Consider the following 13,322-nt stretch of genomic DNA (forward strand, 5'->3'; position numbering starts at 1 on the left):
GACTAGGTTGTAACGATGTAGATCAAATAAAAAAGCGAATTATGCTTATTTTTGGCAATCGATTACTTCCCACTGGCGATCGTAACAAATGAATAGTTCATTATGGCTCGCGCCTAAATAAGCGCCTTTTAATTGCGGATTATGTTGCTTCATCCATAGAAATAATTCTTTACGGCTTAATTGTTCGTTTGGCAAGGAAAGTGATTCAAATAATGCTTTCTCTTGTTTGAAATAATCTTCTGCTGAATCAAAAGCACAGCTACCGTGTTTTTCCCATTCGCCTTGCAATAATTTTGCGCCTGGCGAGATTGAAAGGTAAGGCTCGAGGGTTTCAATTGGAAGTGGTGCTAAATCACCCTTACAAAAACGTGGATGATCCGTAACAGAACGCGCATTGGCATTTTGTGGCCATAAGCCATGCACTACCCAGCCAAATTGATTTTTTGTACTACATTGATATTGCGCTGAATCAGGTAAATTATTGCCATATTGCGCACGTTGTTTTTCACAGAATGCAGGCGACCAAGATAAGGCCAACATATAGTAATCAACAGGGGCGTTTTTGTTTTGCCCAATAGCATCATCACGCATGATGACATCATAATTACCAAAATCTTTGGTATTTTTGACCGCACTTTGACTTTGCTGTTGTGTGGTTGTTGGGGCGGGTTTGGTGTCTTTTTTGTGCTCAGTAAAATATTGCCAAATGCTAAATGCGGCAAGGGCAATAAGGGAAAGAGTAGAAACCTGTTTTTTCATAAAAATCCTGTTTAAATTTTGTCAATTTTGCTTTTGTCGGCTATAATTCGCCGCTTTCTCATATAAAGGAATGGTATGGCGTTACTGATCACAAATAAATGCACAAACTGCGATATGTGTCTCCCCGAATGTCCGAATGAAGCAATTTCAATCGGCGAGGAGATCTATGTGATCGATCCTGTACTTTGTACGGAATGTGTTGGTCATTATGACACGCCAACCTGCCAAAAAGTTTGCCCAATTACAAACTGCATTAAGCCAGATCCTGAACACCAAGAAAGCGAAGAGCAGCTTTGGGAACGTTTTGTGATGATTCACCATTCGGATAAGTTGTAGAATTTACCTGATCTTTTTCTTTTCGTCCAATGACTATGAATAAAACAAAGTTAATTAAAATCGCCATTATTCTGATTTATTTGTTCAGTCCGATTGATATTTTGCCTGAAGCGGTGCTTGGCCCATTAGGTTTGGTGGATGATGCGGCAGCCATTGCTTTATTAATTCGAATTTTATTGAAAAAATAAAAACTTGAATAAAATCAACCGCACTTTGCTTTTCTCATTCTTGCAAAATCCCGTCAATTTCTCTAAACTACGCGTCGGAAAATTTCTTTCCTCATCATTTCACTTTAAACGCTACCCGTGAGTAGCAAAAGGGACCTCAATCATGACAAACGTCAATCAATATGGCTGGAAAGCCTTGATTGGATCAGCTGTCGGCTACGCGATGGATGGATTCGATCTTCTTATTCTTGGATTTATGCTTAGTGCCATTTCGGCCGATCTTAATTTAACCCCCGCACAATCTGGCTCATTAGTCACTTGGACACTTATTGGTGCTGTGGTGGGCGGTATTGTATTTGGCGCATTAAGCGATCGTTATGGACGTGTACGTGTGCTGACTTGGACAATCGTCCTCTTCGCCGTATTTACCGGATTATGTGCAATCGCACAAGGCTATTGGGATTTATTAATTTATCGCACCATCGCGGGTATCGGTTTAGGCGGTGAATTTGGTATCGGTATGGCATTAGCCATTGAAGCTTGGCCTGCAAAACACCGCGCAAAAGCGGCTTCTTATGTGGCGTTAGGTTGGCAAGTTGGTGTGTTAGCCGCTGCGTTACTCACCCCAGTATTGCTTCCACATATCGGCTGGCGCGGCATGTTCGTTGTCGGTATCTTTCCAGCGTTTGTGGCTTGGTATTTACGTACCCGCTTACACGAACCTGAAATTTTCTCACGAAAACAGACCGCACTTTCTACCCAAAAAACATCCAAACTGGAATCTTTCAAACTCTTAATTAAAGACAAAGCAACCACAAAAGTGAGCCTTGGTGTGGTAGTGTTAACTTCCGTACAAAACTTCGGTTACTACGGCATTATGATTTGGATGCCAAACTTCTTATCTAAACAACTTGGCTTTAGTTTAACGAAATCAGGTTTATGGACCGCTGTTACCGTATGCGGCATGATGGCGGGGATTTGGATTTTTGGTCGCTTAGCCGATAAAATCGGGCGTAAACCAAGCTTCTTATTATTCCAACTAGGTGCTGTGATCAGTATCATCACTTACTCTCAATTAACTGATCCAACTGCGATGTTGGTGGCTGGCGCATTCTTAGGGATGTTTGTCAACGGCATGATGGGCGGTTATGGGGCGTTAATGGCAGAAGCCTATCCGACAGAAGCGCGTGCAACAGCACAAAATGTATTGTTTAACTTAGGTCGTGCCGTAGGTGGTTTTGGACCGGTTGTTGTTGGGGCGATTGTATCCGCGTACTCATTCAGTATTGCGATTGCTTTCTTAGCAGTGATTTATGTGATCGACATGGTGGCGACAGTCTTCTTAGTGCCAGAATTAAAAGGCAAAGAATTAAGCTAAGTGCGGTCAAAAAATTAACGTTTTTGAAAACATCGGTGTCAAAGCCGATGTTTTTTATTTGTGAAAAATCAGCCAATTTCAACCGCACTTTATGCTAAACTATGGGTAATTTTCCTAATTTTGAAGAATTATCGTGTACGCTAAACGTTCAGTTTCTACCCGTATTGCTAAATATTTATTTGTAGTCATTATCTTCATGGGCATTATTAGCTCATTGAGTTTGATCGTGATGGCAAGTAATAAGTCGGATGCGGAAGCCATTAATATCTCTGGTTCTTTGCGTATGCAAAGTTATCGGCTATTAACGGAAATGGAACGTTCGCTGGATACGGTCGAACAGAATTTAGTACGTTATCAACGTAGTCTCAATGCTGATGCTTTGCTGACGGTACAAAATCAGCTTTTTGCACCTTCAGGGGTGAGAGAGTCTTATCAAGAAATCCTAAAACGCTGGGCGGTGATGTCCGATTTTGCGCGTAGCCATCAAATTGAAAAATATCACGCCGAACTAAAAAGTTATGTACAAGATGTCGATGATTTTGTGTTGGAATTACAACGCTTTACTGAACTAAAATGGATTATTGCAGTTTCGGTATTGTGTGTTTCCATGCTATTGATTCTTGCGATGGTATCGTATGTGATTTGGTATATGAAGCGCGAAGTGGTGAAACCTCTAGAACTCATGACCAAAGCCAGTATGCAAGTGCAAATGGGGCAGTTTAAACATATCCAACTTGATACAGAAAGTAATAATGAGCTTGGTATTTTAGCGAAAGTGTTTACGCAAATGTCTTCTGAGTTAGGGCGACTTTATTCACGTTTAGAAGATGCCGTTAATGAGAAAACGCAAAAATTGCGCCAAACTAACCGCTCTTTAACAACACTTTATCAAAGCTCTCAGTTACTTACGCCAACAAAGATTAATGATAAAATTCTCAGTCAAGTGTTGAATCATATTCGTGTCAGCGAACATTTACGCTACATTGAGTTAGAAATTTTCGGATCAGAACATTGGGAAATTTCTTTTGGTCAAAAAGATCCTAAACAATCACTTCAAGTCGAAGAACTTTCCATTGAAAATGAAAACTTAGCGGTGCTTTCATGGCAAGCGGGTTTGCCTTGTCCTGATCCTCGCATGATGAAAAACTTAGGACAAATGGTGGCAAAAGCGTTGTATTCACACAAAACACAACGCCAACAAGAGCAACTTTTGCTGATGGAAGAGCGGTCAATTATTGCAAGGGAATTACATGACTCATTGGCACAAGTACTGTCTTTCTTACAAATTCAATTAACGCTGTTGAAGCATAATTTGAAGAAAGAAGACGAGGAATCAAAAAAGAAAAGCATTGCCATCATTGGTGAATTTGAACAAGCTTTATCAGATGGGTATTCTCAATTACGAGAATTATTGGCGACCTTCCGTTTAACGGTGCAAGAAGCCAACCTACAGGTTGCTTTGGAGCAAGTTATCGAAAGCTTGCGTTCGCAAACGAAGATGCAAATGACTGTGGACTGCAGTTTGCCATCGCAAAGTTTAAATCCACAAGAATTAGTGCACGTTCTGCAAATTGTGCGTGAAGCAACATTGAATGCGATCAAACACTCAAAAGGTACGTTGATTGAGGTGAAAGCGCATATCAATGCAGAAGGGGAATACGAGATTCTTGTGCAAGATAATGGCGTTGGGATTCCAACGTTAGACGAGCCAGAAGGGCATTATGGTTTAAATATCATGACTGAACGCAGTCGCCAATTAAATGCTCAGCTTACAATTTCAAAAAGGGAGCAAGGTGGTACGATGGTTAAAATCACGCTTCCTCACACATTTTTTTAAGGAAAGTTAATGCAAAGTTTACAGCCTTTTCATACCTTCAATATTCCAGCAAATGCGCGTGAAATCATTGAAGCCACATCGATTGAACAAATCCAACAAGCTTGGCAAAAAGCGCAAGCTGAAAATCTCCCTGTCTTATTTTTAGGCCAAGGCAGCAATATGCTGTTTTTAGAAGATTTCCAAGGGATAGTGATAGTTAACCGTTTAGCAGGTATTCAACATACAGAAGATAGCGGTTACCATTATTTGCATGTCAATGGTGGTGAAAATTGGCATCAGTTGGTGGAATGGTCGCTTTCACAAGGAATTAATGGGTTAGAAAACCTTGCACTCATTCCAGGCTGTGCCGGTTCAGCACCGATTCAAAATATTGGTGCGTATGGCGTAGAATTTAAAGATGTGTGTGATTATGTGGATGTACTGAATCTTAACACGGGAGAACAATTCCGCTTACAGGCGAACGAATGTGAATTCGGTTATCGTGAAAGTATTTTTAAACATCGCTATGCGCAAGGTTATGTGATTACGGCAGTGGGATTGAAATTAGCCAAAAACTGGCAACCGATTTTAAAATATGGCTCATTAGTGAATTTTGATCCTCAAACGGTAACGGCAAAACAAGTGTTTGATGAGGTATGCCATATTCGCCGCAGTAAATTGCCCGATCCAAAAGAATTTGGCAATGCAGGCAGTTTCTTCAAAAATCCTGTGGTGAGTGCAGCGCAATTTGCGAGAATCCAAAAACAGGTCGAAAATCTACCGCACTTTCCACAACCGGATGGCTCTGTGAAACTTGCTGCGGGCTGGTTAATCGATCAATGCCATTTAAAAGGTTTTCAAATCGGTGGTGCAGCTGTTCATCAACAACAAGCGTTAGTGCTGATTAATAAAGGCAATGCCACAGGGCAGGATGTTGTTAAGCTAGCACATCATATCCGTCAAACTGTAGCGGATAAATTTGGTGTGTATTTACAGCCAGAGGTACGCTTTATGGGAGCAAATGGCGAAGTGAATTCAGAGCAAGCCATCAGTTAATTTATAGAGGAAAGCAATCATGAACTTTAAAGACATTTTAGAGACTTTACCCACCATTGATCATCTAACAGGTTTAGACGTATTAAATGGTGAAACGGTGATACATCATATTCCAGCTGCGCCAGGTAAGTTAGGTTCGCTTCGTCTTTATCATGCGTTAGCAGAAAAATTTAATGGGAAATTAGACCGCACTTCTGCGCAGCAAGGCATTGAATGGTTTGCCGAACATGTTGAAGATGCGAAACAAAACCCTGGAAAACATCCCAATATTGACTTATTGTTTAAAGTGGTGGCGGAAGATGTGGTTTATTCGCTTGTACCATTAAAATAATTTGAAAATTTTTAGTGATTAATCTGAACTTTCAATCGTTAAAAACTGTCAAATAAAACAAATTGAGGTATAATGACAATAGTTGTTATACAATAACAAATAAGTAATGAGTCGGGGCGTTGTTCCGCATGCTGTGAGGAGAAGAATGAATAAAGAAACTCAAATGATGTTAGTACCTCAAGGTAGCATCGAAGGTTATATTCGAGCAGCAAACGAATATCCGATGCTCACTGCAGAGGAAGAAAAAAGCTTAGCAGAACGTTTGTATTATGACGGTGATATTGAAGCAGCGAAAAAATTAGTTTTATCACACTTACGTTTTGTTATTCATGTTGCGCGTGGTTATTCAGGTTATGGATTGCCACAAGCAGATTTAATTCAAGAAGGTAATATCGGATTAATGAAAGCGGTAAAACGTTTTAATCCGGAAGTGGGTGTTCGCCTTGTATCTTTTGCGGTGCATTGGATCAAAGCTGAAATCCATGAATATGTCCTTCGCAACTGGCGTATTGTGAAAGTCGCAACCACAAAAGCACAACGTAAATTGTTCTTTAACCTACGTAAAACCAAACAACGTTTAGGTTGGTTCAATGAAAACGAAGTGGATATGGTGGCGAATGAGCTTGGCGTGTCAAAAGAAGATGTCATCGAAATGGAATCCCGTATGACTGGCGCTGATGTCGGCTTTGATTTGCCAACAGATGATGATGACGAAGCTTATGTACCTTCTTTATATTTAGAAGATAAAAGCTCAAACTTTGCGGCAGAACTTGAAAGTGAAAACTTTGAAGAACAAGCCACAGAAAAATTAGGTACAGCCTTAGCTAATCTTGATGAACGTAGCCAAGAGATTATCAAAGCACGTTGGTTAGATGATGAGAAAGCCACCCTTCACGATCTTGCAGCAAAATATAATGTGTCTGCAGAACGTATTCGTCAGCTTGAAGCCAACGCATTGAAAAAACTTAAAAGTGCGGTCGATTTCTAAGCCGTTTTGATAAAAAGAAAACCTGTCGATAATCGACAGGTTTTTTATTTATTTCTTTTTGGATTTTCCCCACATTTTATCTTCTTGGCCTCGCCATAAACGCTGAATATTGTCGTGGTGGCGGTAAATCAGCAAGCAGCAAACTAAGGCAACGGGGAAGGTAAATTCCGGTTTAAGCCACCAAACGTAAAATGGCACGAGAAGTGCCGTAATGACCGCACTTAATGAGGAATATCGACTAATTAAAAAGACTAACAACCACGTCCCTAACGTTGAACCCGCTACGCCCCAAGAGATTGGCGCGATGGCACCGAATGCGGTCGCGACGCCTTTTCCGCCTTTAAACTGAAAGAAAATAGGGAAAATATGGCCTAAACATGCGCCTAATGCCACCATGCCTAATTCAAATTGCGTGAGCCCTAAATAATACCCTGCCCAAACCGGTAACATCCCTTTTAAAATATCGCAAATTAATACTGCGAGCGCCGCCCAACGTCCACCAATACGCAATACATTGGTCGCACCTGGGTTATGAGAGCCGTTTTTTCGCGGGTCAGGCAAGCCAGCTACCTTACAAATCAAAATTGCACTGGAAATTGACCCCAGTAAATAAGCAAAAATCATATAAAAAAGGGCAAATAGGCTCATTTTGTGCTCCACAATCTTGATTGTATTTGAAAAACTTGTTCGTTATTTTAACCAAACTTGATAGCATTAGCCCACTATATTTTTACAGGAATGAGAGATGGATCGAATTTTTATTGAAGAATTAATCGTCTTCGCACAAATTGGCGTGTATGACTGGGAACAACAAATTAAACAAAAGCTCGTTTTTGATTTGGAAATGGCATGGGATTGTCAAAAAGCCGCCGAAACGGATGATGTACAATACTGTCTCAATTATGCTGAAGTGAGCCAATTTATTTTAGATTATGTGCAAGCTAAGCCATTTTTATTGATTGAGCGCGTGGCTTATGAAGTGGCAGACCAATTACAACAACGTTTTGGTATTTCATGGTTACGTCTTAAATTAAGCAAACCCAAAGCAGTTGCTCAAGCAAATAATGTCGGAATTATTGTAGAACGAGGCGAGTTGAAATAATCGCTGAAAATTGACCGCACTTTGGAAATATCAAAACAAAGTGCGGTTCATTTTTTAGATGTTTTTAAGCGCCAAACGGAATGTGCCAATCCCACTTTTTAATACTAGTACACTTAATATCATACTTGCTAGCGGATCAACCCATAACCATCCCAGAAAATAAGCGCTTAGCCCCGAAAGTATCGCAATAATGGAACCGAATAAATCGGTGAGTACATGTAGATATGCCGCTTTGATATTGAGATTATCATGATCGCTGTTCAACATCATCTTTGCAACGAAAAGATTCACCAATAATCCGAGAGATGCCACCCCAAGCATCGGTAATGCCATCATCTCAATAGGATTTTGCCAGCGTTGAATGGCTTCAACTAAAATCATCAATGCCACAATAATCAACGAGCCGCTATTAAGTAGGGCAATGTATCGTTGTTTTTGAGCGGATAGAAACAACGCTAACAAGGCTAAAAATAACGATAAACTATCATTTGCCATGTGTCCCGCATCAGCCATGAGTGCCAAACTGTTAAACCAATAGCCACCAACAAATTCGACAACCATAAAGCCGGTAATGATGGCCAAACTGAGTGCTAAGATTTTTTTATCTTGTGGAATATGCGCATGAGATGAATGGTCATGGTGTTCATGGGAATGATGTTCGGACATAATGCTCCTCATTGTGTCTTTAATTAACTTGAGATAAAGTATAAAGTCCGTAGTCACTACAAGGTCAAGGCTTAATTTTAAAAAGATGAAGATTCATGAACTCAGCAAACAAAGCGGTATTCATTTAGAAACCATTCGCTATTATGAAAAAATGGGGTTAATGCCGGAGCCTAAACGGCTGGCAAATGGCTATCGAGATTATGATGAAGCCAGTTTGAAACAATTAAAGTTTATTAAAACCTGCCGAGCGTTAGATTTTAGCTTAGCCGAAATTAAATTTTTTAATGAGATGAAAACGCAGCAATCTCAACATTGCGAAGTGGATAGTATGTTGGCGAAGCATTTAGCTTCAGTTGAAGAAAAAATTGCCGAACTGACCGAAATTAAACATTTTCTACAAAGTTTAATTACCGAAGATGATCATCAAGCTGCAGATTGTAAAGCCATGGCTCAATTAAAAGCCTATTAAGTGCGGTCAAAAAATATTAAAAATCCGCACGTGGATGTGCGGATTGGTCATTATTCCGGATCATCTGTAAAGGCATTGTTTCGGAATATCGGCACAAAGGTTGCGAGATATAGCATAAACACGATGGCAATTAAAATAGCGGGAATCGTGATAAAAAACAGCTCGTCCACATACATTAAACAAGCTCGGGAAAGTGCTGCCGTAAAAAGACAAAGCACGGCAAGGCGACAGAGTTTTGGGTAATCCAGTTTCGTAAAGCCACTATGCCATAATCCCGCGGTGAGCCAAATCATCATCATACTGCCAAGAATGCCGCCGAGTGTCACCATGTGTAATGGATCGGCAGTAGGCTCATCAATTAATTTATTGATGCCAATCCACAAATAGCCAATCGCGGCGAACAATTGAAGGAAATAATAAGTGCGTACGTAATGTTTACGTAGCAGTTCGTGATGATGTAATTCGCGTAACTTGGCAAGCAAGATAAAGCCAACGGCAAAAGCAGTAAAAGTGGCTGTTTGCGCAGGCAACCAAAGCTCTGCTGCGGTATGGAGCAGCAAGAATGTAATTGCAATATTTTTATACACGACATTTGGGATAAATACGGGATCTTTCAATGTACTTTCTTTCAGTGCCTCTGCGCCTAATAGAATGCTGACTCGAATTGATACAAACATTACAGCCGCCATATTCAAATGCACCTGTGCTCGCAATAATTTCAGACTATCAGTCATGGCGTAAGCTGTCTGACAAACTGTAAATGCGGCAAGTAATATCAGTAAAGTAAAATTGTCGGTATTACGATCCAACCAAAACAGCCAAGCACAAAAGAGTAACAACGCGAGCCAATAAGCTGCCACTAAAAACGAGGCGGTTTGCGGCGAAAATGGCAATAACACCAATCCTGTAAGTAAGAGTACCGCTAAAATCGTCGCAATAGGTTTTAAATTGCCTTTGTAATTTGTCCATTCAAGCATGGAAGCTGTCAGAAAGCCGCCGTATGCGGCTGGCAGCATAAATTCTAAGAAAATTTTGCGGTGTAGGATGAGATCATCGGGGTTGATGAAAAAGCTCAACGCCCCCACAATCGCAAGAATGGCAGCCCCAACAAAAAACGGTCGCATTGGATGGGTAAAGAAATTATTCATAATAATGGATTCCTTGAAATTCGCGTGCGACTACGGTTTCTTCAAAGGCTGAATTGCGTTCGGATAATGGCGTTGGCAAGGTAATCACATTTTGAACATCCATCCCTTTTGGAGAAAGCTGCATAATCTCTCGGCTTAATCGAGCTGCTTCAAAACGATCGTGCGTCACTAAAATACAAGCCATGCCTTGGTGCTCAATTTTTTCCACTAACATCGCAGCTAAAATATCACGTAAATCGCGATCCAAACCGACAAAAGGTTCGTCCAATAAGGCTAAATCACAGCCACATAGTAATAGACGCAAAAATGCCACGCGTTTTGCCATACCGCCCGATAATTCGGTCGGATATTTATTCAAATCCCCCGAAGAAAGCCCGATCTTTTCTGCCAGCGCAATGATTTCATTTTCATTAGGATTATCCATAAAAATGGCAATATTCTGCATGGCAGTGAGATTTTCTAATAGACGATTTTCTTGAAACAGAAAGCCTGTTTTACGGAATGTATTCTTGATTTCGCCCGATTTTGGTGTTTCTAAACCTGAAATCAAACGCAGTACCGTAGTTTTACCACAACCGCTTGGGCCGAATAAAGTTTTCACTTCGCCTGGTTGTAAATTCATACTGAAATCGCGCACGATGGGATCGCGGAGAATTTCAAAACGCACATTTTTTAAACTCAGCATTATCTTCTCCACGGCATAAACAGGATTTCTAATGGCTTGGTAATCAAATATTCAAAGAGTGAAACAAACACAATCACTAACAGCACATAAGCCATCACTGTTGAAGTATCTAACATGGCTCTGGCATCGGCAATTCTTGCACCTACACCCTCATTGGCTCCCAAAAGCTCAGCCATAATCACCACTTTCACGCCCATAGCCACCGCGACGCCAATGCTGGAAATCACATAGCCTGTGAGATGGGGAACATACAAATAGCGGATTTTTTTCCACAATCCGAGTTTGTACGCATCAAACAATTCTTCATGTTGTTTGTTTACACTTGCCATGCCCATAGCAGCACTGGCAAAGGTCAGCGGGGCGACTAATACGATAATGGTAAATAGCACACTTGGGTTGCCAAAGCCAAACCAAAATAATGCCATCACAACCCAAATAATTGGCGGCATGGCTAACAAAATCGTAATGACGGGTTTAAGCAATGCCATAGCGGTTTTAAAGCTTCCCGCAATCAGCCCTGCCGCTAAGCCTGCGACTAATGCAATGGCAATACCCACTACAGAACGCCATAATGAAATACCGATTTCGTTTTGTTGGAAATGATCGAGCAGCTCAAGGGCTTTTTGAAAAACATCCGAGGGAGCAGGCAGCATAAATTCACCAAATAGTGCGCTGCCCCAAGCCCACAAAGCAACCACCATCATCGCCACACTCAAGCCGGTAAAACCGCTCCAGAGGTAGTCGATGATGTAAAACAGGACAGGTTGTGGTTTACGGATTTTGTCAGTTTTAATCATGTTATGTGATTCAGTTTCAAATTAAGCCAAGAAGAATTTATCATCTGGTAATTTACCACCTAAGAGTTTTGGATTGAACTCCATCAAGGTTTCATAGAATTGCATGATTTCATTTTTCAGTTCACTGGCTTTGGTTACTGTTAAGCGTGCACCGTCTAAGCCCATTTCAATAGCGGCTTCTGGTGCTGGTAGATAATTAGCGCCAATTTCAGCCGCACTTTTACGGTTAGCCATAATCCAGTTTAACGCATCACTTAAATCTTGGTGAAGTAGATCAAACTCCGCCTTGTGTGCGTGGAAGTATTCTTCGTTAGCAATAATGCCTGCCATTGGAATAAGTGGTTTGGTATTAAATGCTTGACCCCATTCTTTCACTAAATCAAAACCGCGTACAATCTCCGTACCAACAATTTTAGCTTTCAGCACAACGGCACTCGCCATCGGTTCTGGCAAGATGGCCGCATGGAAATCTTTAAGCAAGAACAAACCAATTGCTTCAGTTGGCGTTGCCGCATAGGTGATATCCACTTTATTAATATCAATATTCAATTTTTTCAATAAGGCCTGCAATACGATGTCTGGCATATCGTTTTTAAATGGCACAAGGATTTTTTTACCCACCAATTCTTGCGGTGAAGTGATAGGCGTACTTTTACACATCAACTGCGTAATGCCATTGGTAAGAATATTCACCATGCCAACTTGTTGCCCTTGATTACGTAAATTCACGCCTACATTACTTGGGCTCATCATTACTTTAAATTGACCACTTGCTACACCCGCACGCAATTGATCTGGCGAACGCCAAATCTCTAATGCGACATCCGCTTGTTTGGCTAATTTACCTTGTGCTGCCGCCACTGCAATGGTCACACTTGGCATAGCCGGTGCGCCATAAATAGTAAATTGTTCTTTCGTTGCTGCAAAGAGAGAAGGCGACATGCCCGCTGCTGTAAATGCCGCACTCATTCTTAAAAAATCACGTCTATTCATTGTCATGGTTATCTCCTTATAATGAAACAAGTCTAATACCTGTATTTTGATAATAGTTTTCATTTATTATCTTACTACTGTGATTAAAGTAAAGAAAGACAAAAGTGCGGTCAGATTTTTAGGTGTTTTTTTAATTTCTTTAAATTTTGACTGCACTTTGCAATATAAAAGGAACAAACTATGCGACAAGCACAGCAGATAATGGATTACGCAGAGAATCACTATGCCGCACAGCCCGAATACCTTTGGGCAAAGTTTCCGGACTATGCGATTTTGCGCCATAGCAATGCAAAAGGAAAATGGTATGCCCTTATCGGCAAAATTGCTAAAACGAAACTGGGTTTAAAAGAAAAAGGGGATACGGATTTTATCAATCTTAAATGCCCTCCCGATATGGTAAGTATTTTGCGACAATCTCCACCTTTTTTGCCTGCCTATCACATGAACAAAACTCACTGGCTGACAATTTTGTTAGATCATGGTGTAGAAAGCGAAGAAATTTTTAAATTGCTCGATTGGAGCTATGATTTGACGAAGTAGAAATAAGGGGGAATCTTACGCCCCCCTCTAAAATAGATTATTTTTCATACAAAAATTTACACTTCTTTAAGTTTCTCGTAAAAATTTTCAA

General features: G+C 40.7%; 17 protein-coding genes. 10 read left to right on the forward strand and 7 right to left on the reverse strand.

The genetic code is table 11. The features are described from left to right. Positions 1-45: 45 nt before the first annotated feature. Complete coding sequence (locus PARA_RS04265) at positions 46-759, reverse strand: ribonuclease T2 family protein (RefSeq protein ID WP_014064692.1); 714 nt, start codon at positions 757-759, stop codon at positions 46-48. A gap of 75 nt (positions 760-834) precedes the next feature. Here PARA_RS04265 and PARA_RS04270 point away from each other — a divergent pair, with 75 nt between their 5' ends. The 7 genes from PARA_RS04270 (at position 835) to rpoH (ending at position 6,831) form a co-directional block, all read left to right on the forward strand. Continuing rightward, entirely contained in the window at positions 835-1,095 is a 261-nt protein-coding gene (locus PARA_RS04270; RefSeq protein ID WP_014064693.1) for a YfhL family 4Fe-4S dicluster ferredoxin, read from the forward strand. A gap of 35 nt (positions 1,096-1,130) precedes the next feature. After that, positions 1,131-1,283, forward strand: a complete 153-nt coding sequence (locus PARA_RS10295) for a DUF1232 domain-containing protein (RefSeq protein WP_005696968.1) — start codon at positions 1,131-1,133, stop codon at positions 1,281-1,283. 142 nt (positions 1,284-1,425) lie between these two features. Next, positions 1,426-2,640, forward strand: coding sequence for an MFS transporter (locus PARA_RS04275; RefSeq protein WP_014064694.1), 1,215 nt, complete (start codon positions 1,426-1,428; stop codon positions 2,638-2,640). A 133-nt stretch (positions 2,641-2,773) separates the two neighbouring features. Next, positions 2,774-4,477: a nitrate/nitrite two-component system sensor histidine kinase NarQ gene (narQ, locus tag PARA_RS04280; RefSeq protein WP_014064695.1), complete on the forward strand. Its 1,704-nt coding sequence runs from the start codon at positions 2,774-2,776 to the stop codon at positions 4,475-4,477. A 9-nt stretch (positions 4,478-4,486) separates the two neighbouring features. Next, positions 4,487-5,512, forward strand: coding sequence for a UDP-N-acetylmuramate dehydrogenase (gene murB / locus PARA_RS04285; RefSeq protein ID WP_014064696.1), 1,026 nt, complete (start codon positions 4,487-4,489; stop codon positions 5,510-5,512). 19 nt (positions 5,513-5,531) lie between these two features. After that, a complete protein-coding gene (locus PARA_RS04290) occupies positions 5,532-5,843 on the forward strand; it encodes a DUF2322 family protein (RefSeq protein WP_014064697.1) in 312 nt (103 codons plus the stop codon). Between the two features lie 145 nt (positions 5,844-5,988). Then, on the forward strand, positions 5,989-6,831 hold the full coding sequence (gene rpoH, locus PARA_RS04295; RefSeq protein WP_005697336.1) for an RNA polymerase sigma factor RpoH: 843 nt from the start codon (positions 5,989-5,991) through the stop codon (positions 6,829-6,831). 48 nt (positions 6,832-6,879) lie between these two features. Here the strand turns inward: rpoH and plsY are convergent, their stop codons facing one another. Next, positions 6,880-7,479 carry a glycerol-3-phosphate 1-O-acyltransferase PlsY gene (gene plsY / locus PARA_RS04300; RefSeq protein ID WP_014064698.1) on the reverse strand — a complete coding sequence of 200 codons (600 nt, stop codon included), beginning with the start codon at positions 7,477-7,479 and terminating at the stop codon, positions 6,880-6,882. A gap of 97 nt (positions 7,480-7,576) precedes the next feature. On the opposite strand from plsY, the gene folB reads away from it, so the two are divergent. Then, the gene (gene folB / locus PARA_RS04305) at positions 7,577-7,933 is read left to right on the forward strand and encodes a dihydroneopterin aldolase (RefSeq protein ID WP_014064699.1); all 357 of its coding nucleotides are present in this window, start codon (positions 7,577-7,579) and stop codon (positions 7,931-7,933) included. A gap of 54 nt (positions 7,934-7,987) precedes the next feature. Here folB and PARA_RS04310 read toward each other — a convergent pair whose 3' ends face one another. Further along, positions 7,988-8,599 (reverse strand): cation diffusion facilitator family transporter, encoded by a 612-nt coding sequence (locus PARA_RS04310; protein WP_014064700.1) that lies wholly within the window; start codon positions 8,597-8,599, stop codon positions 7,988-7,990. Positions 8,600-8,684: 85 nt separating this feature from the next. Here PARA_RS04310 and PARA_RS04315 point away from each other — a divergent pair, with 85 nt between their 5' ends. After that, on the forward strand, positions 8,685-9,068 hold the full coding sequence (locus tag PARA_RS04315) for a MerR family transcriptional regulator (RefSeq protein ID WP_014064701.1): 384 nt from the start codon (positions 8,685-8,687) through the stop codon (positions 9,066-9,068). Between the two features lie 50 nt (positions 9,069-9,118). Here the strand turns inward: PARA_RS04315 and PARA_RS04320 are convergent, their stop codons facing one another. From PARA_RS04320 to PARA_RS04335, 4 genes are read right to left on the reverse strand one after another with little or no spacing between them, the layout of a single operon-like run. Beyond that, positions 9,119-10,216, reverse strand: coding sequence for an NnrS family protein (locus PARA_RS04320; protein ID WP_014064702.1), 1,098 nt, complete (start codon positions 10,214-10,216; stop codon positions 9,119-9,121). Continuing rightward, positions 10,209-10,901 (reverse strand): ATP-binding cassette domain-containing protein, encoded by a 693-nt coding sequence (locus tag PARA_RS04325; protein ID WP_014064703.1) that lies wholly within the window; start codon positions 10,899-10,901, stop codon positions 10,209-10,211. The genes PARA_RS04320 and PARA_RS04325 overlap by 8 nt, the downstream gene beginning before the upstream one ends. Continuing rightward, positions 10,901-11,698 carry an ABC transporter permease gene (locus tag PARA_RS04330; RefSeq protein WP_014064704.1) on the reverse strand — a complete coding sequence of 266 codons (798 nt, stop codon included), beginning with the start codon at positions 11,696-11,698 and terminating at the stop codon, positions 10,901-10,903. Before PARA_RS04330 ends, PARA_RS04325 begins: the two co-directional genes overlap by 1 nt. A gap of 21 nt (positions 11,699-11,719) precedes the next feature. Continuing rightward, positions 11,720-12,697 (reverse strand): ABC transporter substrate-binding protein, encoded by a 978-nt coding sequence (locus tag PARA_RS04335; RefSeq protein ID WP_014064705.1) that lies wholly within the window; start codon positions 12,695-12,697, stop codon positions 11,720-11,722. Positions 12,698-12,871: 174 nt separating this feature from the next. On the opposite strand from PARA_RS04335, the gene PARA_RS04340 reads away from it, so the two are divergent. Continuing rightward, the gene (locus PARA_RS04340; protein ID WP_014064706.1) at positions 12,872-13,231 is read left to right on the forward strand and encodes an MmcQ/YjbR family DNA-binding protein; all 360 of its coding nucleotides are present in this window, start codon (positions 12,872-12,874) and stop codon (positions 13,229-13,231) included. The last annotated feature ends 91 nt before the right edge of the window (positions 13,232-13,322 follow it).

It is taken from the genome of Haemophilus parainfluenzae T3T1, from assembly GCF_000210895.1.
Classification (GTDB): Bacteria; Pseudomonadota; Gammaproteobacteria; order Enterobacterales; family Pasteurellaceae; genus Haemophilus_D; species Haemophilus_D parainfluenzae_A.